This is a genomic window from Arthrobacter sp. StoSoilB22 (assembly GCF_019977315.1).
In the GTDB taxonomy this organism is placed as follows: Bacteria; Actinomycetota; Actinomycetes; order Actinomycetales; family Micrococcaceae; genus Arthrobacter.
In genome coordinates this window covers 3,971,007-3,995,215 of sequence record NZ_AP024652.1, presented here as the reverse complement: position 1 = coordinate 3,995,215, position 24,209 = coordinate 3,971,007, and the positions used below count along the sequence as shown (strand labels likewise).

Here is a 24,209-nt window from a genome sequence, read left to right as displayed (position 1 = left end):
GGGTCACCTGCAGGTGACCCGGCGTCGTGGTTTGGATGCCTAGACGATGTCGTGGCTCTTGGCGAAGCGCGCGATGGCCCGCTGGGTGCCCCGGCTCGCCAGGACTTGGATGAGCGTGCTGACAAAGGCGGAGATCAAAGCGAAGGTTAAGGCCGAGCGCAGGCTGGTTTCTGCGTCGTCATGACCAAGGGGGGGCTTGTTGCCTGTTGCCTTTTCCCACCCTTTGTTGACGAGTTTGGTGCCCACGAAGCCTGCCCCGAGGCTTACTCCGGCACCGATCAGCTTAAAGAAGAGGTTCATGTCCCCAGCCTAGCTGGCTACACCCATCGCACGCGTTAGCGACGGTTTTCCCGCTCCTTAAGGAACGCTGCCATGGAGCCCACCGGCGCCAGCACCGGGACGACGCTGTGCTCGGCCGTCCAAACCTGGTCAACTGTTCCGAACCCGGCAAGTTCCTTGAGGAGGTAATAGGTTGGCGGCATCAACTTCAAAGTGCCGGCCGCTTCCGCTGCAAGAATCTCCGCCACAGGCATCCACAATGATTGCCAAGCCTCGGTTGTTTGGTGTTGGGGCGTAGCACCAGCTGTTGGCTTGGCAATGTAGAAGAAGGTGTCGAAGCGCTTGGGCATGTCCGCGGGCGTGATCCAGTTGGCCCACGGGCGGAGGTGTCCGGCTTCGATGGTGAGCCCGGCCTCCTCCTGAACTTCGCGGATGGCCGCAGTGAGTATTCTCCCGGCGTTCCTCACGGCTTCGGCAGGATCCGCGCCCACGGAGCTCTGGTTCCATTCTGACGCGTGGCGTTGAAGCAATTCCTCCGGGTAGTCCCACCCGGACCCGTCCGCGGAGTCCACACGTCCTCCCGGGAAGACCACCATTCCGGCCGCGAAGTCCATGGTGCTGACCCTGTGTTGGACGAAGGCTTCGAGCCCGGCAGGGGCATCACGGAGCAGGATGACGCTTGCGGCCAGACGTGGTTGGGGCACAGCGCTATGGGTGGTGGGAAGGTTCGTCATGACGTGTGCCCCTTTGCCGCGGTGAAGTCTGCTGGTTCATTCTCTCAGGTCCCGTTGTGTGGCCCGGTGTGCATGGAATGGTGTGGGTTTAGGGTGCAGAGTGGGCCTCGCAACGCGCACGGGGGTCAGCACTGTGCTCCGCCGCGGCTGATTGTGACTGAATGCCGCCCAACGGACCAGCGCCCGCCGCGGACTCAGGTGTAAACTGAACCAGCCCATCAGGGCAGATTTGATAACGACAGGGGAGCGCCGCCGTCGGACTCTGCAGAGATGCAGGAGACGCGAGGGCGCTGAGAGTGCGGATAGCCGCAGACCCTCGAACCTGATCCGGTTAGTACCGGCGCAAGGGAGTCGAGCTTCTCAGAGTGTCCGGATCCGGGCGGCGCAGGCCAGCTGGATGACGGGTAGCACTTTCCCCTCCTGTAACCTCAGGAGGCAGAAAATGACCACGGTAAACGTGAAGAAGACCAGTTATAACTGGCGTGTTGTAGACATTGTTGTGGCGGCTTTGATCGCCATTGCCGGCGGCGTGATTTTCTGGGCATGGTCCCAGGGCGCCGCACTGGTCTCCATCCCCATGAATGCGACGTATCCGCCGCTCACCGGTCTGATCGCCGGCGGCTGGATGATCCCTGCGGTCCTGGGCATGCTCATTATCCGCAAGCCGGGTGCAGCGCTGTTCTGCGAGGCTGTTGCCGCCACGGGTGAGCTCATCATGGGTTCGCAGTACGGCACCACGGTGCTCATCTCCGGCATTTTGCAGGGCCTGGGCGCCGAACTCATCTTCGCGGCGTTCCGGTACAAGAAGTTCAACCTGCCCACTGCTCTCCTTGCGGGCGCCGGCGCGGGTCTCTTCTGCGGCCTAAACGACTCCTTCCTGCCCTGGGGCTGGAACATCGCTTACGAGGCCATCGACAAGCTGGCCTACATCACCTTCACCACGATCTCCGGGGCGATCATCGCGGGCGCACTCTCGTGGATTGCGACGCGCGGGCTGGCCAAGACCGGGGTGCTGAGCTCCTTTGCCTCGCGCAAGGCCGCTTCGGAGCCAGTCTTCAACTGATGTCCGCCACACTTAGCGGCGCGGTGCAGCCTGCTGCCATCTCCGCCGAGGGCTGGGGGTGGCGGCATGCAGGCCGGGCCCAAGCTGCCATTGAGGGCCTGGACCTTCGGATTGAACCGGGGGAGCGCGTGCTGCTGCTGGGTCCTTCGGGTGCGGGCAAGTCCACGCTCCTGCATGCCCTTGCCGGGGTTCTGGGGGACGAGGAAGACGACTCGGATGAGACCGGCTCCCTGCTGATTGACGGCGTCGCGCCCCGCGAGCAGCGTGGCCGGGCCGGGCTGATGCAGCAGGACCCTGAGACACAGGTGGTCCTCTCGCGCGTGGGTGACGACGTCGCCTTCGGCGCGGAGAACCTCGCCGTCCCAAGGGACGAGATCTGGGAACGCGTCCATGAAGCGCTCGACGACGTGGGGTTGCGTACCGCGGCAGGCGGCGGTTTGGCGTTGGATCACCCGACGGCGGCACTCTCCGGTGGACAGAAGCAGCGCCTGGCGCTGGCCGGCATTTTGGCGATGCGACCCGGCCTGATCCTGCTGGACGAACCAACAGCAAACTTGGACCCGGCGGGCGTTCTGGAGGTCCGGGATGCGGTAGGGCGGTGCCTGGACAAGACCGGCGCCACCCTTGTTGTGGTGGAACACCGAGTGTCCGTGTGGAAGGACCTGGTGGACCGGATTGTGGTCCTGCAGCCAGGGTCAACAAAGGCGGCGGGCTCGGACGGCTTGGGAGCGGGCCGGGCTACAGGGGGCGTCCTCTTGGACGGGCCGCCGGACCAGGTACTTTCTGAAGCCCGCACCATGCTGATGTCAGCCGGCGTCTGGGTGCCGGGATATGTTCCGGCGACCCGGGAACGGCGGAATGATCCCCACGCCGAACCCCACACCGCGCAGCTCCTCCTCGCGGCGCAGGACCTCGCAGTTTCCCGGGAAAAGCCACGACGCAAGAGGTTCAAGACCATCCCACCCGTGCCGGTTCAAACGGGCATCAGTGCACAGGTCAGGGCAGGCCAAGCGCTGACCATCACGGGTCCGAACGGTGCCGGCAAATCCACTTTCGCGCTCACGTTCGCCGGCCTTCTTGCGCCGGTGGACGGCAAGGTCAGTGCCGCCGTCGACCTTTCCCAGGGTGCCGGTATTGACCCGTACAAGTGGAAAGCCGAGCAGTTGATCTCCCGCATTGGCACGGTTTTCCAGGAACCTGAGCACCAGTTCGTCACAGGCAACGTCCTGGATGAGCTCATGTTTGGTCCAAAGCATCTTGGCCACGGCGAGGAACGCGTGGATGAACTGCTGGAGCGGTTGCGGTTGACGCACTTGGTGGATGCCAACCCGTACACGTTGTCCGGCGGGGAGAAGCGGCGGCTCTCGGTGGCCACGGTGCTCGCGGCCCATCCGAAAGTGCTTGTCCTGGACGAGCCCACGTTCGGTCAGGACGCCAACACCTGGGCAGAACTGGCGTCGTTCCTTTCCGAGCTGCTGGACGCTGGAACCGCGGTGGTCTCCGTGACCCACGATCAGGAATTCAGTGCCGTACTCGGCGGAACGGAATTGCGGCTCGGCCCGGTCCAACAGGGTGAAGCCACACGTCAGGAAGCGGGTGCAGCATGAGGGACGCCTTGAACCTGCGCGGGAACCATGCCCTCCTGACCAAAGCCAACCCGTTGGCCAAGTTCGTATCCGTTTTCCTGATTTCCTTGGTGCTGGCCCTGTCCATCGACTGGGTCTCGGCCTCCACAGCACTGGTTGCGGAACTGGCGCTCTTTCCACTGGCCGGACTCACTCTCAGGCTTCTGTGGCAGCGGGCCTGGCCCCTGATCATCGCGGCAGCGATCGGCGGCTGGAGCACCGCGATTGTGGCGGCGGACAGCGGAGCTGTGCTGCTCGACGTCGGACTCTGGTCCATCAGTGAAGGTTCCCTGGAGCTGGGGCTGGGTTTCATGCTGCGCGGTTTGGCGATTGCGTTGCCGGCCATTCTCCTGATGACCTGCACCGATCCCACCGACTTGGCTGATGCCTTGGCGCAGAAAGCAAAGCTGCCACACCGCTTTGTCCTGGGGTCCCTCGCGGCGATGAGGCTGGTGGGGCTCATGGCCGAGGAATGGCAGACCATTGGCATGGCCCGCCGCGCCCGTGGGGTGGGTTCACAAGGCAGCCCGTTCCAACGCCTGAAAGCAACCCTCGGCCAGAGCTTCGGGCTCCTGGTCCAAGCTGTTCGCAGGGCTTCCCGGCTGGCTGTGACCATGGAAGCGCGCGGTTTCGGCGGGGGCCGGCGGACGTGGGCGCGCGAATCTACGTACTCGCTGTTGGATGCGTGGGTGGTCCTTGGCGGACTGGTGATCGCCGCCGGTGCGGTGCTGACGGCCGTTGGAGCGGGAACTTGGAGTTTCGTCTGGCGTTAGCGCTGGAGGCGTTGGTGAGCTGGGCACCAAGCGTGCCGCCGGTAGCGTTGGGGGCCGCCGGCGGCACTTTTTGTCCTCTCTACGCGGGCTCAGAGAGCCTGCTGCTCCTGGATTTCATCGAAGCCTGCGCGGGTCAGGAACCCCAACTGGGCTTCCTTCTCAGCGAGCTGAATGATGGGACCCAACTCAAAGCACGTCGCTTCCAGGCGGCGGAGGGCCTTGGCGTTGCGGGAGTCCGGTTCCACCACAATCCGGTCCTTGCCCGGCAGGGAGAACATGTACTTGATCAAGGACGTGCCCAGCTTCGGGGTGAAATGCGGGATAGGCCGTGTGGCGGGGGCCAGAAGCAGGTGCATGCCGATGTCCGCCTCGCGGGCGGGGTATGCCTCACCCACGGGATCGTGCAGGGGCTCGTAGGTCTGGAAGAGGGCCAGTGGCTCCCCGTCAAGGAGGGCCAGGAAGGCGTGGTGGGTCTCCAAGGAGTCCAGGAACTCGTAGATCCCTTGGACTTCGTCCCTGGAGTTTTCCGTCATGCCCCAGAACTTGGCGCGGGGTTGGGTGACCCATTCGAAGATGAAGTGGATGTCCTCGGCAGGAACCAGCGGGACAAGCCGCAATGCGCCCCACCCCTCGAGGTCTTCAGCGTAAACGGTGGTGCGGACAGAGAAGTCCTGGGTGGTGGTGGTCATGGCTTCCTTCGGGGCTGATGCGTTCTGATGCGGATGCTGGCGGATGTGGGGTCACGAGAGGGACGGAACGGGCTGGTCAGGGATGATCTTTGGCCAACGAAGGCCAGTCAGTGACCACCAGGGCGAGTTGACCCGCGGTCCAGAGCGGCAGCTGATCGGCGAAGTGCCGGTGACCTGGCGAGCCGGAAGCACCGAAAGGCACAATCCAACGGCTGTTACGCCGATCAGCCAGGTCCCAGACGTAGCGGGCCACGGGCCCACGGAAGCTTCGGTCTTCGACACCTGGGAGACTCTCGGTGCACAGGACGCACCCGGTGTCTCCGCTGAGCTCTGAGGTGGGCGCCGATGACGCGAGGGGGCCGGGGAGGACGTGGACGGCCAGAAGTTTGTGCCGGTCACCCCATGCAGCGCCGTTGAGCATGGACTCCTCCAAGGCAACGTCTTCAAGTGCGGCGGCGGCTTCCACTCGAACGTTAATGCCGAGTTCGGACCCACGCGCCAGGAGGGTCTCCAAGGCGAATCCAATGCGGGATGCCACGGATAACCAAGGCCCGAACAACGCTGAGTAACCAGTGGGCTCACCCAGGGGAGCCAACGCGGAATGCCGTGCCAGTCGCTGGACGATAGCTCCGCGCCACGCTGCAAAGACCGCAGCTTGGTGGCTGCCGGCATCCATCAGTCCATCCCACGTCAACAACAGCGCACGCAGGTCCTTGGCCTCCCTGGACAGGTCCTGGGTGTCAAGGCCGGAGAGCGTTGACCGGAACAACGGCCACGGACCCAGCAGAGTGTCCGTGTGGATGGCCTGCATGGCGTCCACGGATAACGGACCGGCGGTCGACTCCAGCAACTGCCGGATGCGGAGGGCCCGATGCGCGGGCGCGAACTCCATGGCCACCATGTCACCGCCGCCAGCTTCGCGGTCGTTCGCGCTGACCATAAACCTCTGGACCTCGGTGCGGGGCAGGACCACGTACTGTCCCTCCCACTCGTGGCGGGCCGAGAGGGCCGGGACGGGCAATCGCCGGTTGGCCGGATTCCGTTGCGGAACCAACCCGGCGACGAAATGCCGTACGGACCCGGAAACGTCGGCGGCCACTACGCTGTTGACGGGCTCCACCCACGCATCGAAGGCGGCTTCCACGTCGGAAACGCTCCGGCTCCGCAGCAGCGGCAGGAGGGCCTCGAAACCCAACCGCCCCTCGACCCTGGCCGGGAAACGCAAACTCAGTGCGCCGCCGTCGGGCGTTTCAGAGATGACCGGGCCGCGCGCGGTTTCAATAATTTCAACGGCCACTCCCTCACCGTCGCGGACGGTGATGGTTTCGGAACTCACGACGACGGGCTCCCAGCCTTCCGCTCCGCGCGCCTCGATGCGATCACCGGATCTGTCGCTGATCCGGCGCAATTCCTCCACGAAGAGGTCCTGGTAATCGGCCATGGCGTTGGTGATCGCCCAGGCGGTGTTGCCGGTGTGGGCGAAATGGGGGAGGCCGGGAACTCCGGGGAACGCGAATCCGATCGCGTCGAACTCGGGGCAGGCCAGCCGTACCTGTTGGTAGACGCCGGGGAGTTCCATGAGGCGGTGGGGGTCGCCGGCTATCAGCGGCAGGCCGCTGGCCGTCGTCGAGCCGTGGGCCGCCCACGCGTTACTGCCTGACCAGACGGGTGCCTCGATGCTGAACAGGCTGACGGCGTGGTCGCCGAGTGTCCGCGCGACGTGTGCCCGGAACAGTTTGTTGGGGAAGGTGGAGAAGAGGATGTGGTGCACCAGGAAGACGCCCAGCGGCGTCCATGGATTCCACGGCTCGGGTTCGCTGCCGGACTCGTCAAACTCGGCTCCGCCCCTTTGGCCTTCCGCCAGTGCACCATTGACACCCGCCACGTACTGCCCGCACCAGCGTTGAGTGACGGCGTCGAGGTTTTCAAAGCAGCGGCGCGCGGTGTCATCCAGCCGCGCCTGCCGGGCAAAACGGTCCCAGAGCACCGCGTCTGAGCCCAATACTTCGGCTGTGCGGCCTTCCGAGCGCCACCGTTCCAGTTCGATCTGCCAGGAGCGGTCCGTGGCCGCATTCATGCCTTGCAGAAAGGCAAGTTCGTCTGGGGAATCAGCCCATAAATGCGGGATTCCCCACTGATCCCGGTATGTTCCGGAGCCGCCTGCCGGGGCGGGATGGTGCGTTGGGGCAGGCGTCATAATCTTAGGCCGCTTTCGAGCTTAGGTTAGGCTTACTTAAGCTCAAGATAAATGGCTTTGGCCCCGTTCACAAATCGTGGACATTCGTGAAGGAGTGTTGCTTGAAGCGCAATTGGGAAGGCGTCGTCCTCAAAGTCATGGGCGCCAAGGACTTCACCCTGGAGGTCACAGGAAGTGAAGAAATCACCCCCGACTTCCTCCGCGTGCATGTGCGTGACGGCGGACTCCTGGAGCGCAGCGGCATCCATCCCACCATGTGGATCCGGCTCTGGTTCAACGACTCCGGCAAGGCCCACCAGCGCGCCTACACCTTGGTGAACCCTGACCCGGTGACCGGCACGTTCAGCATGGATTTCGCGATGCACCAAGGCGTCGCTGCGGATTGGGCGCGCTCAGTGCAGCCCGGCGACACCATTGATGCCACCGTCCAAGGCAGCTCCTTCACGTTCCCGCAGCCCGCCCCGCGGCGGACGTGGATTGTGGGAGATCCCGCTTCCATCCCGGCCATTAATTCGCTGCTGGACGAGCGCGGGCGTGTAGCTGCCGGCGCAGCTCCCGTGACGGCGTGGCTTGAATACCAACACGACGCCGACCCCTCGCTTGAGGTGCGTACCGTCGATTCCGACGTCGTCACCTGGGTTCCGCGCAAACGTGACGGTGCCGCTCTGGTGGAGGAAGTCTGCGCTGCGCTCACGGCAGACGCTGTTTCCGTGGGAGACGACTTTTTCTGGATCGCCTGCGAAGCATCAAGTACGCGGGCAATCGTCAAGCACCTGAGGAAAGAACTCGGAGTGGACAAGCACCGGATTGATGCGTTGGGGTACTGGCGGGCCTAACGATTGACGGGTTCCTCGCGGTGGGCGTTACTCGCGCCAGGTGAGGTAGCCCTTCTGCCCCTCCGACGGAGTGAGGACCACATCGCGGCCGTACTTCTTCCTGGCATCGGCCCCGGAGAAGGCGTCCGGGACAATACGGACCGCTTTGGTAACTTTGCCGTCTTTCAAGAAAACGAAGAGTGCCGGTGACGCGGTGTAGCGGCTCTCCTTGGTGAGCGGTTCCCCAAAGGCCTCCTCGATATCCTTGGCCGGGGTTCCGGACGTGACAAAACCTGCCTGGTCCCAGTCGAAATCCGTGGCATCGGACAGCTTGAGCGCCGTGCCGTTCGTGGCGGACTCCAGGACCTGACTGTTGAGGTGGTCGTTCGTTTCGGGCATGACGGATCCTCCGAGGGAACAGGCGGCCAAGGCGCAGGCCAGAACTAAGGTGAGCAGGCTGGTCATGGTGACGCGGGGCACCGCAGTCTTGGTGCGGCGTCGTGCGTTTGGGGTGGCAGGACGACTCACGACGTAGTCCTGGACTCGTCGTTGAACTCAGGATCTTCACCAGGGGCTGGCTCGGCGTTGCCGGCGTCGCCCGTCTGGTCGGCGGGGATCTGGTTGGACGGGTGCGGCAACAGGTCTGGTCCCACCACCACAGTGTCTCCGTTATTGACGGCTTCCTCGATCAAGTCTGCAAGCTCCTCAGCACTGGCATCCGGATTGGCAATGGCCACATTGCGACCAACCTCATTGTTGTACAGATCCATTGCTTCGCGTGGAGCCGGGTTTCCGGGGAGTTGCTCGTGGGCGGTGGCGTAGTCCTCAGCCCAGTCAGCGCCAAACTCCTTGACCATGAGGGCGTTCCAATAGGCGTGTCGGAAAGCGTCATTCTGGTCATCGTTGCGGTCTTCGCTGGGGAAGCGCTCATCGGCAACACTGAAGGCGTCGTCGTGAATGCCCTTGAAAGCGTTCAGCTCAAAAGGTCCAAGGCCGTTCAGCAGTTCCGCTTCCTTCTCGGTAACCACTCTTTGGTCCGTCACGAACCGCAACGGATCCCAGTCGCCGGGCCAGTTAGTGGTCTCCGCGTCACTGACCTGGTACTGGTCCAGGATCTCCTGGGGCGTGGGCTGGGTGGGATTGGAGGTCTTTGTTGTGGCGTCCTTCGCCGGTTTGGCGGAGTCGTTCCCGGTCCCGGTCCCGGTCCCGCTTCCGCCGGAGCCGCCGCCTGGGCCGCTGTTGCCTGCGCTGGCGCCCTCAGTGGAGGCACCCGACTGCTGGTCCGCGTTGGTGAGCACAGACTTGGACGCTTCTTCTATCCCACGCGAGGTCCTTTCAAGCAGCGGCCGTAAGTGGCCCTGCCACTCGGAGGCGAAGCGTTTGGCATCCTGTCCCTGCCAATAGCCGCCCTGCGCGATCAGGGAATCGAGTTCCCGGGCGCGGGTGGCCAGCAGCGAGGCCCCGCTGGCAAGGGTTTTCGATAGTGCTTTGAGCTGATCGACGTCGGCGCCGTAGAAAGGCATATTTCCCCCTGAGCTTTCCTGTACATCCTTGGCCAACTCTTCGTGGGGCACAATGGGGAGCTCTGCCCTTGAAGAAACTGAGGGAAAGCGTTCACCCAAGGCGAGTCGCCGACGTCGTGCCCTATATCGCACAGGGCGGGTATGGTGTGATGTTTACCGCTGAATTGGCATGTTGCACTCAACTTCTAGCTCACTTGTGATATTTATTGGTTATGACGCAACCTACCGCCGAACATGTAGGCCTCCTGCTCCGCGACGCCCGTGGCGAAAAAGGCTGGACGCAGGGGCAGCTGGCTACTGAGCTGGGAACCAGCCAGAGCGCAATCGCCCGGATGGAACAGGGCAAACAGAATCTCAGCCTCAGAATGATCGAACGCCTCGAAGCCATTTTTGGGCGGTCCATCGTCAAAGTGGCCAAGCCGCAGATGACCCACCTCCGCGTGGAGGGCGGCCGGACCCTCTCCGGTGAAGTAGACGTCAACAGCAGCAAAAACGCCGGCGTAGCCCTCTTGTGCGCGAGCCTCATTAACCGCGGCACCACCACGCTGCGACGGCTCGCCCGGATCGAGGAAGTCAACAGGATCGTTGAGGTGCTGACCTCCATCGGCATGGAATGTACATGGCTCAACGGCAGCGACCTCCGCATCCGGCGCCCCGAGGTACTGGATCTCGAGTCCATGGATGTTGACGCCGCCCGGCGTACCCGCAGCGTCATCATGCTGCTGGGTCCCCTCCTGGACGAAACCAGCGAATATCTTCTTCCCTACGCCGGTGGCTGCGACCTCGGAACCCGCACGGTGGAACCTCACATGCAGGCGCTTCGCCAGTTCGGCCTCGAAGTGGAGGCGAAGTCCGGTTTCTACTCCGTGACCGCTCCTCCCGCCGACGATCTCGATCGCTCCTTCGTCCTGACCGAACGCGGCGACACCGTCACGGAGAATGCCATCATGGCGGCCGCCCACCGTGAAGGCACCACCATCATCCGCAACGCCAGCCCTAACTACATGGTGCAGGACCTTTGCTTCTACTTGCAGGGCCTCGGTGTGGAAATTGATGGCGTGGGGACCACAACGCTGAAGATCACCGGGCGTTCCGCCATTGATGTGGACATTGAGTACTTCCCGTCCGAAGACCCGATTGAGGCCATGAGCCTGATCACCGCAGGCATCGTGACCAACTCAGAGGTCACCATCCGCAGGGTGCCCATCGAGTTCATGGAAATTGAGCTTGCCACCCTGGAACAGATGGGCCAGAACCTCGAGGTATCCGGGGAATACATGGCACGCAACGGACGCACCAGGCTGGTGGACGTCACCACCAAGCCGTCGGAGCTTCACGCCCCACAGGACAAGATCCACCCCATGCCGTTCCCCGGCCTGAATATCGACAACCTGCCGTTCTTCGCAGTGATCGCAGGCAACGCCGAGGGCCAGACCATGATCCACGACTGGGTGTACGAGAACCGTGCCATCTACCTGACCGAACTCAACAAATTGGGCGCACAGGTGCAGTTGCTGGATCCGCACCGAATCTACGTCAACGGACCCACCAAATGGCGTGCCGCGGAAATCGGCTGCCCGCCGGCTCTCCGCCCGGCCGCCTGCCTGCTCCTTGCCATGTTGGCAGCCAGGGGCACCTCCGAACTTCGCAACATCTACGTGATTGAGCGCGGCTATGAGGACCTTGCAGAGCGACTGAACACCATTGGCGCGAAAATCGAGTACTTCCAGGACTGACGCTGGCGCTCCCGGGACATCCGGCGGCACCCGTTAGTGCTTTTGGCGCTCCCGTTTCCGCCGTTTGCGCCAGATACCTCTGGTGCGGATGGCGGGAACTGGTGCGGAACGGACCGGGAGCCGGCCTCAGCCCTGTCCCCTCTCGGCCTCCTGACGCGGAATGCGTGGTACTGCCCCCGCGCGCATCAGGAACGACCTCCCATGCTGACCCGGGTCAGGCGGCCTTTGCGTCCTGTTCTTCCCACGTCATCAGGTAGGCGCCGACGAGTCCCTCCACCAGATAGAAGCAGAACGGCGGGATGTCCTTTTTGGCTGCCAGGATGGCACCGTAAACGGGTGCGCTGGCCGCAGCCGTGATACCAATCCAGCGGCTTGCGGGTAAGGAAAGAAGGCTCCCGCCGAGCGCGGCCAACGCCACAACATGCAGCCCGGAGTACGCCAGGAACGGCGCGTTGGATCCCCTGCGGTAGGCGAACCCTTCAAGGTCGGATGCTCGCCGGGCGAGGCTTGAGACGAAGAACGGGGCGCCCGCGAGTAAGGCGGCGGCTGCACCGAAAGCCCACTTCCTCGCCCTCCGATGCGATGCGTTTCCTTGAACGGCATCTTGGTCCTGAACAGGGCGTTGGTCCTGAACAGCGCGGGCGAAGGCGGCGAATCCCACCGGCACTGCAACTGTTCCCGCGGCGGTTAGGTGCTGACCCACGATCCAGCCGCGCTGTCCGGCTGTGAGCATGCGCAGCCGCTCGGCGTTGTTGGGGGTGATGTAAACGCGTGAGACTGGAGAGATTCCTACGAACCACACCACCGTGCCGGCAACGATGACCGCTCCGGCACGGCGATAGGGATGGTTCCCGCTCATGGCAGCAAGGTTAGACCTGTTTGAGGGCCTTCTCCAGATCCAGGATGAGGTCGTTTACATCTTCAAGCCCTACGGAGAGGCGGACGACACCATCCGAAAGCCCGATCGCCGCCCGCCCCTCCGGTCCCATGGCCCGGTGGGTGGTGGTGGCAGGGTGGGTGATGAGGGATTTGGAGTCGCCTAGGTTGTTGGAGATGTCAATGACGGAGAGACCGTCGAGCAAGGCGAAGGCAGCCTCTTTGGCTGATCGTCCGGCCGAAGGAGATAGCTCAAAGGTCAGGACGGTGCCGCCCGCCTTCATTTGTTTCGCCGCAAGTTCGTACTGCGGGTGAGACTTCAACAGCGGGTAATTGACCCAGCTGATGGCGGGTTGCTGCTCGAGCCACTCTGCGATCTTCAATGCGGATGCCGAGCTGTGGTTTACACGCAGTCCGATGGTCTCCAAGCCCTTGGTTAGAACCCAGGCGTTGAACGCGGATAGTGAAGGGCCGGTGTGCCGCATGAGTTGCTTGACGGGGCCGTCGATGAATTCTTTGGTGCCCAGGATCGCGCCGCCAAGGACGCGTCCCTGGCCGTCGATGTGCTTGGTGCCGGAGTAAACAATGACGTCCGCTCCCAGCTCACCGCAGCGTTGCAGCAGGGGCGTGGCAAAGACGTTGTCCACCACCACGGTGGCCCCGGCAGCATGCGCCAGTTCGCTGACCGCAGCGATGTCCACGATCTCCTGCATGGGGTTGGACGGAGATTCGAAGAAGACCGCGGTAGTGGGCTCGGAGAGGGCTTCGCGCCACTGCTCCAAGTCCGGGCCGTCTACGAAGACCGTGTGAACGCCCCACCGTGGCAGGATCTCATTGAGGATCACAAAGCAGGAACCGAACAGGGAACGGGCGGCAACCACGCGGTCACCGGCAGCCAGCAGGGCACCCAAGGCAGTGAAGACCGCGGACATACCTGACGCAGTCGCAAAGCAGGCTTCGGTTCCTTCGAGCAGGCGCAGCCGCTCCTGGAACGTTGCAACGGAAGGGTTGCCGTAGCGGGAGTAAACGAAACGTTCGTCCTCACCGGTGAAGGCGCGCTCGGCGGCAGCAGCGGATTCGTAGACGAAACCGGAGTTCAGAAAAACGGGCTCGGACGTTTCCTGGAAGTTGGTACGGTCAAGGCCACCGCGGACGGCCTGGGTATCAGGGCTCCACCCGGCGGCATCGGGATTAGAAGTCACTTACTCAGTCCCCAGATTCGTCGGCAGGCCACGGTTCTTCCAACCGTTGACGGTGCGCTCACCATAGCGGTCCGGTTCACCTTCAAAGCCCTCCAAGACGTTGTAGGCAGTGAAACCGGCTTGCGTGGCGGCGATGGCTGCGGAGATGGAGCGCTGGCCGGAACGGCATAGGAACACCAGCTCAACGCCGTGGTCCTCGGGTGCCTGCTGACGCAAGTCCTCGATGAAGCGGGAGTTGGGGATGCCGCCGGCGAGGTTCCACTGGATGAACAGGGGATCGTTTTCCGTGGCTTTGGTGTCGGGGATACCGATGTGGGCCCACTCGCCCTCGGTGCGGACGTCCACCAGGATGGCACCTTCTTCGAGTTTGGCCCACGCATCCTGCGGGGTCAGGTCACCTGCGTAGCTCATGCGTGTCCCTCGAATGCTGCTTCGTCGTCGTCGCTCTCAAGCTGGTCAACGGCACTGGCAACGGCGGCATCGGCATTGGCGATCGCGGCGGGCAGCACCACTGCTTGGGCAACAATGACGTCCGTGCCGTTGAACGTGGCAGCCGGGCTGCCATGGAGCACATAGCCCTCGGCGAGGGCGCTGTGGATCCGCTCGCAGAAATCACGGGTGTCCGGGCCAGTAATCAGGCGATAGGAAAGTTTTTCTTCAGTGGGTTCAGGCATAGCTGGTGCTCCTCAGTCACGCTTGCAGTTCGAGTTGTCGATACGCCGAGTAGTCACCTGAGGCACCCCGCCGGAGAGAGGGTTGCCGACCAGCAAGTCAGGGCTTCGCGCTGGTACTCATTACTCAAGAAAAACGTAACATCCACGGGCCTTGGGCTGCACTTGCGGGCTGGTGTCCGGCCGTCATGTTGCGTAATCGGCGGTGCTTCCCTTATGCGTTTTTCAGTGCGCGCACGGCTGCGCCCACAGTGGGGAAGAAGTGCTCGGGCGTAAAACGGGCTGCAGTGCCCAGGCGGAGTAGTTTGTCTTTGACAGGCCCCTTCAGTTCGGCGAACACTAAATCCACGCCTTTGCGGGCCAGCCATTCGTCCAATGTGACCAGGTCATCCAGCGCCGTAGTGTCGATCCCGGTGATGGGCTCCGCGGCGAGGATGACATGGGTAACCGGATCCGCGGTCTCCTTCGGGGCTTCGTCCAGTTGCTCCCGGACAAAGGCAGCCAGGACCTGCCCATTACCGAAGAACAGGGGCGCATCAAAGCGGAGGATGAGGAGTCCGGGGATGCGCTCACCTTCGGGGTGCCGCTCCAGATCGTGATAGCCAGGGAGCCCTTCTTCGGCGCCGAGTTCTGTCCGGTACGGATCCCAGGCCCGCCGAACAAAGTCCAGAAGTGCCAAGGCTATGGCTACGACGATTCCCTGCAGTACCCCAACGGTGAGAACGCCCAGGAACGCAGCCAGCATGACCACGGATTCGCTTCGGCTCAGGCTGAAGAGCCGCCTAACACCGGCGGGGTCGGCCAAGGCAATTGCCGCAGCGATGACGACGGCCGCCAGGGTGGCCGAAGGCAGGTACCCGGTCACTCCGGGAGCCAGCAGCATGAAAGCCAGAACCAGCCCCGCACCAACCACCCCGGTCATCTGGGATTTGGCACCAGCATCCACGGCCACCGGGGTCCTGGATGCACTGCCGGAGATGGGGAATCCGCCCAACAACCCTGTGGCTGCGTTGGCTGCCCCCAACGCCGCCATCTCCCGGTTGCCCGAGACTCTCTTTCCTTCCTTCGCTGCCAATGTCTGGGACAGGACGCCAGTGTCCGCGAAAGCCATGAGGGCAATACCGGCCGCAGCGGGAAGCAGCATCAGAGCGTCAGCCCAGCCAATGCCGCCGAGCGCGGGCATCGGCAGCCCCTGCGGCAAAACCCCGGTGACCTTGACGTCGTCGTTCAGGCCCCAAACAGCCGTTGCAATGCAGGAGCCGACCACCGCCAGCAGGACGCCAGGTACCTTCCACTTCAGCAGCCGCGGGATCCAAATGAGGGCCAGGGAACCTACGCCTAGCAGCAGCGCGGTGACGTTGACCCCGCCGCCAAGCAACCCGGTGGTGACCTTCGCGAGTTTTTGCCAGATGTCGCCGTCGGCCTCAATCCCCAGGAACGCCGGGAGCTGGGACAACGCCACCAGCAAGGCGATTCCGTTCAGGTATCCGAGCCTGATGGGTTTGGACAGCAGCCCGGTGATGGCACCGAGATTCAGTGCGGAGCCCGCGAGCATGATCACCCCGATCAACACAGCCAACAGCCCGGCGAGTGCCACCGATCTCTCACTACTGCCGGCCGCAAGCGGAACAATAGCTGCGGCAATCATGGGGGCAAGGGATGAATCGGGTCCCAGGACCAAAATGCGCGAAGGCCCCACTACGGCGTAAACCAGCAACGGAATCACCGTGGCGTAGAGCCCTGTGACGGGTGGCAAACCGGCCGCCTGCGCGTAGGCCATGCCCGCAGGCACCAGCAGGGCAAAGAGCGCAGCACCCGCCACGGCGTCGTGCCGCAGCCATTCACGTTTGTACCCCTTGAGTGCCCAGACGCCCCAAAGGCGGTCCTTGGCGGAAGTGCGGGTGGCTGAACTCATACAGCGATCATTCCGGACGCATGGTGTTTGCGGAACAAGGCGAACGCCGTATGTGGAAATCCATACCGTCATGGGCGGGGCCCAAATGTGACGTCCCGGGAGCATAATTGACCCAGTACGACCCCCTGTAACTTCGCATGAAATCAGGTCGCGGTGAACGGACAAAGCAGTTCTACACTCAAGCCCATGCTGCACTTTGGATGGTTCGTGGGCCACGGTTTCGGTGTCCAGGGTTGGGGGACTCCCGGCTATGGCCTGGGCTACGACTGGAAGAAGCCCGCCCTCTATCAGGAGGCCGTCCGTGCGTTTGAGCGATCCGGCTTGGACCTGTTCATCATTGAAGATTCCCTCACCGTTCCGGACACCTATGGGGGTACGGCCGAGGTTTCCTTGGCCCACGCCTCGTTTGCACCTAAGCACGATCCCCTTGCCTTGGTCCCGTACCTTCTCTCCGCCACGGAGCACCTAGGAATCGTGCCCACGGTCAGCGCTTCCTTCTACCCGCCCTTCACCGCCGCCAGGCTCCTGGCCACGCTGCAACACTTTTCAGAAGGACAGCTCGGCTGGAACGTCGTCACCTCCGGCAGCGACCTCGCCGCACAGAACTATGGGCTGGACCAGCAGATTGAACACGATCTCCGCTATGAGAAAGCGGAGGAGTTCGTGGACGTCGTCAGGCGCCTTTGGCGGAGTTGGGAACCTGGGGCCGTGCTTGAGGATGTTGAAGCCGGGGTGTTCGCGGACCATAACAAAGTGCACCCCATCAACCACCAAGGAGACTTTTTCAAGGTCAGAGGCCCGTTGAACACGGCGCCCCTGCCTGAGGAACCTGTGTTGGTTCAGGCTGGTGCCTCGCCCCGGGGCAAGGCATTCGCAGGCGGCCATGCCGACGTCGCCATTGCCCTCGCTCGTGGGGTTGACGGGATGAAGTCCTACCGTGACTCGATCCGCGCGGAAGCTGCGAAGGCCGGCCGAAATCCCGACGACGTCAAGGTACTTTTCGTCCTGAAGCCCACCGTTGTTGGTTCTACAGCCGAGGCACAGGAGCTGCGGGCGCAGCGGCGTGAACTCACCCAGAGAGTCATCGACAGCCAGCTCAACTCGATCTCCTACCTCTCCGTCATCGACTTCAAGCAGTTCGACCTCGACGCTCCGTTGCCCGAGCTGAGCACCAACAGCAACCAAGGCACATTGGAACACTTCGCCAAGGCTGCCCCTCCAGGTTCCACCCTTCGCCAGATCCTCGAGGCACGCAGCGGCGGAGCAGGCGACTCGATCATCGGCACGGCTGGCGAAATCGCTGACTACCTGGAGGAAACAGGCTCCGCCGTGGGCGGCGATGGGTTCCTGTTCTCCGGCTTCGTGGACCCGGTAACAGTGCACAGCGTGCTGGACAAGCTGACGCCGGAACTGAGGCGTCGCGGGCTGTTGAGGAAGAGTTACGGCAACGGCGGGTTTCGGCAAAACCTCCTGGACTTCTGATGGTGCCCGGAAAGCCGCAGACCTTGGTGATCGGATCGTCTCCGGTGCTGGCTGCGGACGTGGCCCGGGCGGCGGCAGACCCGAGGTTTCATGTGAAACTCAACCAAGATGCGTTGTCTTTGCTAGGCCGCTCGCGGGAAATCGTGGAGTATACCGCCGCCTCCGGCGAACGGGTCTACGGACTGAATACCTTGCTCGGTTCCGGCCGGGATACCGCTGTGGAGGAGAAGTTGCTCCTTTCGTACCAGATCCAGGTGGTCAGGTATCACAACAGCGGGGTGGGCTCATATCTGGACCGCGCTGCATCCAGATCCGTGATCCTGGCCCGGCTCATCGGTTTCAGCAGAGGCGGTTCCGGCGTACGCCCTGGAACCGCCGAGTTCTATGCCGAAATGCTCAACCGCGGCGTCTTTCCCGCCATCCCGCGTGAAGGCTCGGTGGGTTCATCGGACCTGACCCAGCTTGCCGCCGTCGCCGCCGTTGCCATCGGTGAAGGTGAAGCGTTCAACGCGGACGGCGCGCTGGTCCCCGGCGCCAAAGCGCTTGCCGACGCCGGTCTCCAACCCCTTGTCCTCGCCCCGGGGGAGGCCCTCGCCTTGGTAAGTGCCAACGCGTATTCGGTGGGCGGGGGAACCCTCGCATTGCTGCGGCTGCAGCAGCTAGCCGAGCTGGCCGACGTCGCGCTTTCCCTCTCGCTGGAGACGATCGCAAGGTACGACGGCGGCGGGAACCTCAGCCCCTTTTCGCCGGCGATCCAAGCGGCCAAGGCGGTGGACGGGCAGCGGGACTCCGCTGCTGCTGTGCGTCGCCTGCTGAGCGGTGGGTGGTTGGAAGATGTTCGGCCGGAGGTGTCGGTGCAGGACGCGTTGTCGTTCCGGGCCGCACCGCAGACACACGGAGCCTTTCGATCGCTTGTTGCGCAGCTTGCCTCGGCTTTGGACGTGGAGCTGAACGGCCGTGGTGACAATCCGCTGGTCGATGTCGAATCCGGGCGCATGATCTCGGGCGGGAACTTCCAGCCGATGCAGCTGGCGCTCGCCTTTGAGGGTTTGCGGCTGGCCTTGGCGCACGTAGGGATTTCCTGTGAGCGGCGTATCGCCAAGTTGTATCCGCCGCAACGGGCCATCAGGGCGCGCCATTTGCAGGCTGCAGCATCCGGGGAAGCCCTGGCCCAAGAGGAACTTCCCGGGTTGCTCTGGTACTCGGCGGCGGGACTGCTGGCCGAGCTCAAGGCCCTGGCCGCTCCGGCGACGCTCGGCGCACCAACCCTCTCGGCCGACGTCGAAGACCATTCAACGCTTGCCCCGCTCGCGTTGCAGCAACTCGAAAAATCGTTGGACGCAGCGGAGAAGCTCTTGGCGATCGAAGCGCTGACGGCGTCGTACCTGCTGCTCGAAGCGGGAGCCGCGCAACCGCTCGGGAAGGGGACCGGCGCCGTCGTGGGTCGCTTGGCTGACGTACTGGCCCGCCGGCCATCGGCGCCCGACTTGGTGGAACGGGCGCGGACCGAGCTGCGGGACCTCGTTGACCAGGAACTTTCTGAGGAAGGGGAGAAGACCTGGTGAGTACAGAGATTCGCAAACATGGTGTTCACGCCGCTTCCGGGCCTCCTGACGGCTTGGATGCTTCGGTCTTGGAGAGGGTCGGAAACACGCCGTTGGTGAGATTGGAGTCGCTGGGCCGCGGCCTGGGCAGCACCATCCACATCAAGCTCGAGTCCGAAAACCCTGGCGGCTCCATCAAGGACCGGACCGCGCTGAGCATGGTTAGGGCGGCCGAGAAATCCGGGGAACTGCAGCCCGGCGCCACAATTGTGGAGAGCACGTCCGGCAATACCGGGATCGGGCTGGCCCTCATAGGACACCTGACGGGCCACCCCGTGGTGGTGGTTACGGGCGACACGATTTCCGAGGAGAAGCTCGCCGCGCTGCACAACTATGGCGCCCGCGTGATCCTCACCGACTGGAACGCGCCGTCGGAGTCGCCTGAGAACGCACGCGCTGTAGCTGCGCGGATAACCGCTGAGACACCCGGCGCGTGGCGGCCCATGCAGTTCGACAACCCGGCCAATCCAGCCGCTCACTACCAAACCACCGGCCCGGAAATCTGGGAACAAACGGGTGGTTTGGTGACCCACTTTGTCGCAGGTATTGGAACGGGAGGGACCATCAGTGGGAACGGCAGGTTCTTGAAGGAGCAGGTGGCCGCCGCGCGCACGGTCGGGCACCTGGAGGTGGTTGGTGCCGACCCCTACGGCTCTGCCTACAGTGGAGGCCATCCCGGGGAGATCCTGGTGGACGGGGTGGGGAACTCCTGGCCCGAGCCTGAATGGCCCAAAGCCTTCGATCGCTCCATCGTGGACCGTTTCCTGCGCATTCCCAACGACGAGGTCTACACCACCGTCCACCGGCTCCTTGACGAGGAAGGTCTTGCACTCGGTCCGTCGTCCGGGCTGGCTGTGGCTGCGGCCATTCGCGTGGCTCGCGCTGCGCCCCACGGTTCCGTTGTGGTGGCCATAGCGCCCGACGCCGGTACCAACTATATGAGCAAGGCCTTCAACCCGGTGTGGCTGGCCGAGCACGGCATCCGCCTTGCTGCGGACACCCCTGCAGCCCGGGACGCCCGCGACGCCCGCGAGTAGGATCCTCTCTCACGTCCCGCGGGTTTTGGGCGGTCCCTCTCTCACGTCCCGCGGGTTTTGGGCGGATCCTCTCTCACGTCCCGCGGGTTTTGGGCGGATCCTCTCTCACGTCCCGCGGGTTTTGGGCGGTCCCTCTCTCACGTCCCGCGGGTTTTGGGCGGATCCTTTCTCACGTCCCGCGGGTTTTCATGGGGGCTGCTAGCATCTGATACTTCGGTCCGGCACCCTGCCGCCGCAAAATTGGGGGTTTTCTTGTTTTCACTTGTTGGTATTCTCTACACCCTGCTGATGGTGGCTGTCGCGGCTCTGGTGATTTACGCCTTGGTGCTCGCTATCATCTTCTTGCGCCTGCGCATTCAGGAGCTGAAGCGTGGGCAGGAACCCCCGTTGCGCTAGGCTCCAAGCATGCCCGAACAGGAAACAAAACCACGTCTGGCCGGCTATCTGGATAAGCAGCAGCCGGATCTTTACGCGACACTGAGCCACTATTCCCAGCAGCTGGTAGATGAAGCCGACCGGCTTGGCATCCCGCGACGCACCCTTGAACTCATCAACTACTTGTGCTCGCAGATCAATGGCTGTGCCTTTTGCCTTGACCTTCACCACCGGAGGGCCCTGAAATTCGGGGAAACGGAACAACGGCTGTCCCTCGTTGCCGTGTACAAGGAAGTGCAGTTGTTTGAGCCGGCTGAGGCCGTGGCCATGGAGATTGCTGAGCAGATCACCCGCATGAGTTCGTCGAGGCCTAGCCCTCAACTTTTCGAGCAAGCACGCCAGCACTATAGCGACGAGCAGATCAGCGTCCTGTGCATGGCGGCGATCGGGATCAACGCCTTCAACCGCCTTTCAATCTTGAGCGAGCACCCCGTGCGGGTCGCCAAGAAATAGATCGGCAGCCTTTCTTCCAAACCGCGGGCCGCCACCACCTACTTTGGGCGTAAAAGCCGTCCGACATGCCACTTGCAGGGCGTGTCCGGGGTGCCGCGGGTTCAATGTGGGTGGTGAAGGCCCGCAGCCCGGCGCGCGTCCTGGCCCTCTTTCACACCAGATCAGCCCTTGGGCAACCGCAACAGGTTGCCCAAGGGCTGATCTGCTTCTAAACAAGGTCGGGAAGCCGCCGCCGTAGCGTTGGCAGGTAAGGCGTGTGCCGCCGTCGTGAGTTCTTCAAACCGCGGGCCGCCACCACCTACTTTGGGGCGGAAAAACCGTCCGACACGCCACTTGCACGGTGTGTCGGGGTGCCGCGGGTTCAATGTGGGTGGTGAAGGCCCGCAGCCCACTACATGGAGGCCTAAGCGTCAACCGCCTTCTTGAGCGAGCGCCGCCGCCCGTACTTGAAGTAGAAGATGGCGTAGCAGGCGCCCACGAACGGAACCCCAAAGAAGAGTGCCGCCACCTGGTTGGGGTCGAACGCGATGCCGATCAACGACACCAAACAGAGCGCGAACGCGAGGAGCGGAACCAGCGGAAACAGTGGAGCCTTGTAAGGGAGCGTTGAAAGGTCGCCACCGTTTTTGATGAACGTTCGGCGGTAGACGAAGTGTGAAGCGACAATGGACATCCACACACCAACGGTGGCGAAACCGGCTACGGAGACCAGTACCAAGTAAACTGTTTCAGCCGCCACTACGCTGCTGATCAGTGAAGCAAGGCCACCCAGCATGCTGACGCAGAGGGCCACCATGGGGATCCCGCGCTTGGTCAACTTCCGGAATGCCTTGGGTGCGTGGCCTTCATCGGCCAGCGAGAAGAGCATGCGGGCACAGGAGAAGAGCCCGCAGTTGCCGGCGGACAGCAGTGCCGTGATGATCACGAAGTTCATGATGTCCGCCGCATAGGGGATGCCCAGCATGGAGAAGACTGTGACGAACGGGCTCTCGTCCACGCTGACTTGTTCGTACGGGATGGTAGCTGCGATGACCACGATCGCTCCAACGAAGAAGATCATGAGTCTGATGACTGTGGTGCGCATTGCTTTGGGGATGTTCGCGCCCGGGTTGGCTGTCTCTCCTGCGGCGACACCGATCAATTCGGAACCCGAGAACGCGTAGAAAACCGCCAGGCAGGTGACGAAGACGCCGGTGAATCCGTTCGGGAACAACCCGTCCGGTGTGCTGAAGTTCTCGCCGAAGGAGGGAAACTCGCCGGGGGCCAAGGGGTGGAATCCCGCCAAGGCGGCACCTCCCAGGATGATGAGGCCGACGACGGCGGCAACCTTGATGAGCGCGAACCAGAACTCCGATTCACCAAAGACGCGCGATGAAATGGCGTTCAGCGTGAACAGGACGGTGGCGAAGATGAAGCACCAAATCCAGACGTCGACGCCCGGAAACCACCGTTGCATGAGTAAGCCTGCCGCGGTGAACTCGGAACCTAGAGCCACTGCCCAGCAGAGCCAGTACAGCCAAGCGGTGGCAAAGCCAGTGGCCGGGCCGATGGTCCGGGCGGCATAAATGTGGAAGGCACCAGAGACGGGGAACGCAACAGCGAGCTCCCCGAGGCATGCCATCACCAAATAGACGACTACTGCGCCAATGAGGAAGGCGAGGACCGCACCCAAGGGGCCGGCGGTGGCGATGGTGTATCCGGAACTAACGAACAGGCCTGAGCCGATGACGCCGCCCATGGCGATCATGACCAGGTGCCGGGCCTCCATGGACCGGCGGAGTCCTGTTTGGGAGGCATCAGTCTGAGACTGCGCCTCGGTTGCCGATGCTTCGGCTTCTGTGGGGGAGCTGAGTCCCATATTCCCTCCGGGAAGTTTAGCCAGCAAAGTCAGAAGTAGTACCAGCCGGACGTGATCCAACTAACACGAGAACAAGATTCATCACATGACGAATGACCATTTCAAGGAGCCTAAGAAACGCGATTGAACGCGCGGACCACTCACAGTCGAGGGCAAGAAGTTCTAATCATTAAGTCATGCGAGCGATTACTCTACTTGCCATCTGCTAGGTTCCTAGCGGAGCTCCGTCAACGAAAACTCTCGACGTCCGGTGGCTTACTCGATGCCCGCGAACAGTGTGTTGAGCTCTGCAGTGAGCTGCTTCCGAACAGCTGGCGTACCGATTTCCTTGCCGTTGATGTGATTCACGGGAGCAATCAAACGGATGCTCGAGATCAGCCACACGGCGTCGGCGTCAAAAAGGTCCTGCGGGACCAGCGGCCCGTAGCCGAGCTCCCAGCCAGCTGATTTCGCCGCTGCGAACAGCGCCCCCTGCGAGGTGCCGGGCAGGATTCCACTGTCATGCTGCGGGGTGATGAGGCGACGGACAGTCCTGACGGACCCTTCGCCGTCGTCCACTGTTTCAAGGTGAGCCAGCAACACCGTGGAGGTGGGGCCTTCCAGGACGCGGCCGTCCGTGGAGGTGAAAATTGCGTCATCTGCGCCTTGCTTATGCGCAAAACGAAGCGCAGCCATGTTGACCGCATAGGACAGCGTCTTGGCGCCCAGCAACAGCCACGGCGCGCGCTCGCCGGCTTCGGTGTCGAAGCCGCGGTCCAAAAGGACGACGTCGATGCCCGTCTCGCGCTGCCGCCGACTGCCCGCCGGTGACGGGGAAGCCTGCACCCAGCAGGTAGGGCTGGCTGCGCCTTCAACACCACGGGTGACGATCAACTTGACCACAACTTCGTCCTCCTCCGGCGTGGGGGCGGGGTGGGCACCGCGGAACTCGTTGATGGCGGTATCAATCGCCTTGCGCCAGGCTTCCTGCTCCGGAAGCACCAGGTCCAATGCTGCCGCGGAATTGCTCAATCGGTTCAGGTGGGCCTGCACTTTGCGGGGACGTCCTTGAACGGCGAGCAGTGATTCGAACACGCCATCGCCACGGGTGGCGCCAAGGTCCGTGGCCATGATCTGGGGCTGACTGGAGTCGGCAACACGTCCGTTTTCAAAGGCTGGGTCCAGGAAAACCAGGACCGTGGGAGCAGGTGAAGTCATGGTCCCAGCTTAGTGCGGTGCCGTTGCCTGTGACTTTGCCGGATA

The 24,209-nt window shown here is 63.1% G+C and carries 23 protein-coding genes and 2 riboswitches; of the genes, 10 read left to right on the top strand and 13 right to left on the bottom strand.

Annotated elements, in window-relative coordinates:
* Nucleotides 1-39: 39 nt before the first annotated feature.
* Both LDN70_RS18520 and LDN70_RS18515 read right to left on the bottom strand, forming a co-directional pair.
* Nucleotides 40-300: a DUF4235 domain-containing protein gene (locus LDN70_RS18520; RefSeq protein WP_142937748.1), complete on the bottom strand. Its 261-nt coding sequence runs from the start codon at nucleotides 298-300 to the stop codon at nucleotides 40-42.
* 35 nt (nucleotides 301-335) lie between these two features.
* Nucleotides 336-1,013 (bottom strand): NUDIX hydrolase, encoded by a 678-nt coding sequence (locus LDN70_RS18515; protein WP_223941068.1) that lies wholly within the window; start codon nucleotides 1,011-1,013, stop codon nucleotides 336-338.
* Between the two features lie 230 nt (nucleotides 1,014-1,243).
* Nucleotides 1,244-1,380, top strand: a riboswitch (TPP riboswitch).
* A 75-nt stretch (nucleotides 1,381-1,455) separates the two neighbouring features.
* Between LDN70_RS18515 and LDN70_RS18510 the strand changes: the two genes are divergently transcribed.
* Genes LDN70_RS18510 through LDN70_RS18500 form a run of 3 tightly spaced genes read left to right on the top strand, consistent with a single transcriptional unit; the run spans nucleotide 1,456 to nucleotide 4,474 of the window.
* Nucleotides 1,456-2,076, top strand: coding sequence for an ECF transporter S component (locus LDN70_RS18510; RefSeq protein WP_142937750.1), 621 nt, complete (start codon nucleotides 1,456-1,458; stop codon nucleotides 2,074-2,076).
* Nucleotides 2,076-3,683, top strand: coding sequence for an ABC transporter ATP-binding protein (locus LDN70_RS18505; RefSeq protein WP_223941067.1), 1,608 nt, complete (start codon nucleotides 2,076-2,078; stop codon nucleotides 3,681-3,683). The genes LDN70_RS18510 and LDN70_RS18505 overlap by 1 nt, the downstream gene beginning before the upstream one ends.
* Nucleotides 3,680-4,474, top strand: coding sequence for an energy-coupling factor transporter transmembrane component T family protein (locus LDN70_RS18500; protein ID WP_166842189.1), 795 nt, complete (start codon nucleotides 3,680-3,682; stop codon nucleotides 4,472-4,474). Before LDN70_RS18505 ends, LDN70_RS18500 begins: the two co-directional genes overlap by 4 nt.
* 89 nt (nucleotides 4,475-4,563) lie before the next feature.
* Here LDN70_RS18500 and LDN70_RS18495 read toward each other — a convergent pair whose 3' ends face one another.
* Both LDN70_RS18495 and LDN70_RS18490 read right to left on the bottom strand, forming a co-directional pair.
* Nucleotides 4,564-5,163, bottom strand: a complete 600-nt coding sequence (locus tag LDN70_RS18495; protein WP_166842190.1) for a GNAT family N-acetyltransferase — start codon at nucleotides 5,161-5,163, stop codon at nucleotides 4,564-4,566.
* Between the two features lie 76 nt (nucleotides 5,164-5,239).
* Entirely contained in the window at nucleotides 5,240-7,360 is a 2,121-nt protein-coding gene (locus LDN70_RS18490; protein WP_223941066.1) for a penicillin acylase family protein, read from the bottom strand.
* Nucleotides 7,361-7,461: 101 nt separating this feature from the next.
* Here LDN70_RS18490 and LDN70_RS18485 point away from each other — a divergent pair, with 101 nt between their 5' ends.
* Nucleotides 7,462-8,196: a siderophore-interacting protein gene (locus LDN70_RS18485; RefSeq protein WP_223941065.1), complete on the top strand. Its 735-nt coding sequence runs from the start codon at nucleotides 7,462-7,464 to the stop codon at nucleotides 8,194-8,196.
* A 27-nt stretch (nucleotides 8,197-8,223) separates the two neighbouring features.
* Here LDN70_RS18485 and LDN70_RS18480 read toward each other — a convergent pair whose 3' ends face one another.
* Together LDN70_RS18480 and LDN70_RS18475 are read right to left on the bottom strand one after the other, a co-directional pair.
* Entirely contained in the window at nucleotides 8,224-8,703 is a 480-nt protein-coding gene (locus LDN70_RS18480; RefSeq protein ID WP_223941064.1) for a hypothetical protein, read from the bottom strand.
* Nucleotides 8,700-9,698 carry a WXG100 family type VII secretion target gene (locus LDN70_RS18475; protein ID WP_223941063.1) on the bottom strand — a complete coding sequence of 333 codons (999 nt, stop codon included), beginning with the start codon at nucleotides 9,696-9,698 and terminating at the stop codon, nucleotides 8,700-8,702. The genes LDN70_RS18480 and LDN70_RS18475 overlap by 4 nt, the downstream gene beginning before the upstream one ends.
* 212 nt (nucleotides 9,699-9,910) lie before the next feature.
* On the opposite strand from LDN70_RS18475, the gene LDN70_RS18470 reads away from it, so the two are divergent.
* Nucleotides 9,911-11,434 (top strand): UDP-N-acetylglucosamine 1-carboxyvinyltransferase, encoded by a 1,524-nt coding sequence (locus LDN70_RS18470; protein ID WP_142937758.1) that lies wholly within the window; start codon nucleotides 9,911-9,913, stop codon nucleotides 11,432-11,434.
* A 214-nt stretch (nucleotides 11,435-11,648) separates the two neighbouring features.
* On the opposite strand, the gene LDN70_RS18465 is transcribed toward LDN70_RS18470, so the two are convergent.
* The 5 genes from LDN70_RS18465 to LDN70_RS18445 form a co-directional block, all read right to left on the bottom strand.
* Nucleotides 11,649-12,293, bottom strand: a complete 645-nt coding sequence (locus LDN70_RS18465; RefSeq protein WP_223941062.1) for a hypothetical protein — start codon at nucleotides 12,291-12,293, stop codon at nucleotides 11,649-11,651.
* Nucleotides 12,294-12,303: 10 nt separating this feature from the next.
* Nucleotides 12,304-13,512, bottom strand: a complete 1,209-nt coding sequence (locus LDN70_RS18460; protein ID WP_223941061.1) for an O-succinylhomoserine sulfhydrylase — start codon at nucleotides 13,510-13,512, stop codon at nucleotides 12,304-12,306.
* Nucleotides 13,513-13,923, bottom strand: coding sequence for a rhodanese-like domain-containing protein (locus tag LDN70_RS18455; RefSeq protein WP_142937761.1), 411 nt, complete (start codon nucleotides 13,921-13,923; stop codon nucleotides 13,513-13,515). It lies immediately after the preceding gene.
* Entirely contained in the window at nucleotides 13,920-14,186 is a 267-nt protein-coding gene (locus LDN70_RS18450) for a DUF1737 domain-containing protein (protein ID WP_223941060.1), read from the bottom strand. The genes LDN70_RS18455 and LDN70_RS18450 overlap by 4 nt, the downstream gene beginning before the upstream one ends.
* 13 nt (nucleotides 14,187-14,199) lie before the next feature.
* Nucleotides 14,200-14,311: riboswitch (SAM riboswitch) on the bottom strand.
* An 86-nt stretch (nucleotides 14,312-14,397) separates the two neighbouring features.
* On the bottom strand, nucleotides 14,398-16,098 hold the full coding sequence (locus tag LDN70_RS18445; RefSeq protein WP_223941059.1) for a SulP family inorganic anion transporter: 1,701 nt from the start codon (nucleotides 16,096-16,098) through the stop codon (nucleotides 14,398-14,400).
* A gap of 153 nt (nucleotides 16,099-16,251) precedes the next feature.
* On the opposite strand from LDN70_RS18445, the gene LDN70_RS18440 reads away from it, so the two are divergent.
* The 5 genes from LDN70_RS18440 to LDN70_RS18420 all read left to right on the top strand — a co-directional run bounded on the left by LDN70_RS18440 (nucleotide 16,252) and on the right by LDN70_RS18420 (nucleotide 21,109).
* Nucleotides 16,252-17,580: an NtaA/DmoA family FMN-dependent monooxygenase gene (locus LDN70_RS18440; protein ID WP_353618842.1), complete on the top strand. Its 1,329-nt coding sequence runs from the start codon at nucleotides 16,252-16,254 to the stop codon at nucleotides 17,578-17,580.
* The gene (locus tag LDN70_RS18435) at nucleotides 17,580-19,145 is read left to right on the top strand and encodes an aromatic amino acid ammonia-lyase (protein WP_223941057.1); all 1,566 of its coding nucleotides are present in this window, start codon (nucleotides 17,580-17,582) and stop codon (nucleotides 19,143-19,145) included. The genes LDN70_RS18440 and LDN70_RS18435 overlap by 1 nt, the downstream gene beginning before the upstream one ends.
* A complete protein-coding gene (locus LDN70_RS18430) occupies nucleotides 19,139-20,221 on the top strand; it encodes a PLP-dependent cysteine synthase family protein (protein ID WP_142937766.1) in 1,083 nt (360 codons plus the stop codon). Before LDN70_RS18435 ends, LDN70_RS18430 begins: the two co-directional genes overlap by 7 nt.
* A gap of 252 nt (nucleotides 20,222-20,473) precedes the next feature.
* On the top strand, nucleotides 20,474-20,617 hold the full coding sequence (locus LDN70_RS18425; protein ID WP_165450169.1) for a hypothetical protein: 144 nt from the start codon (nucleotides 20,474-20,476) through the stop codon (nucleotides 20,615-20,617).
* A gap of 9 nt (nucleotides 20,618-20,626) precedes the next feature.
* The gene (locus LDN70_RS18420) at nucleotides 20,627-21,109 is read left to right on the top strand and encodes a carboxymuconolactone decarboxylase family protein (protein ID WP_142937772.1); all 483 of its coding nucleotides are present in this window, start codon (nucleotides 20,627-20,629) and stop codon (nucleotides 21,107-21,109) included.
* Between the two features lie 403 nt (nucleotides 21,110-21,512).
* Here LDN70_RS18420 and LDN70_RS18415 read toward each other — a convergent pair whose 3' ends face one another.
* Complete coding sequence (locus tag LDN70_RS18415; protein ID WP_223941056.1) at nucleotides 21,513-22,967, bottom strand: amino acid permease; 1,455 nt, start codon at nucleotides 22,965-22,967, stop codon at nucleotides 21,513-21,515.
* A 255-nt stretch (nucleotides 22,968-23,222) separates the two neighbouring features.
* A complete protein-coding gene (locus LDN70_RS18410; protein WP_223941055.1) occupies nucleotides 23,223-24,164 on the bottom strand; it encodes an aminodeoxychorismate lyase in 942 nt (313 codons plus the stop codon).
* Nucleotides 24,165-24,209: the final 45 nt, after the last annotated feature.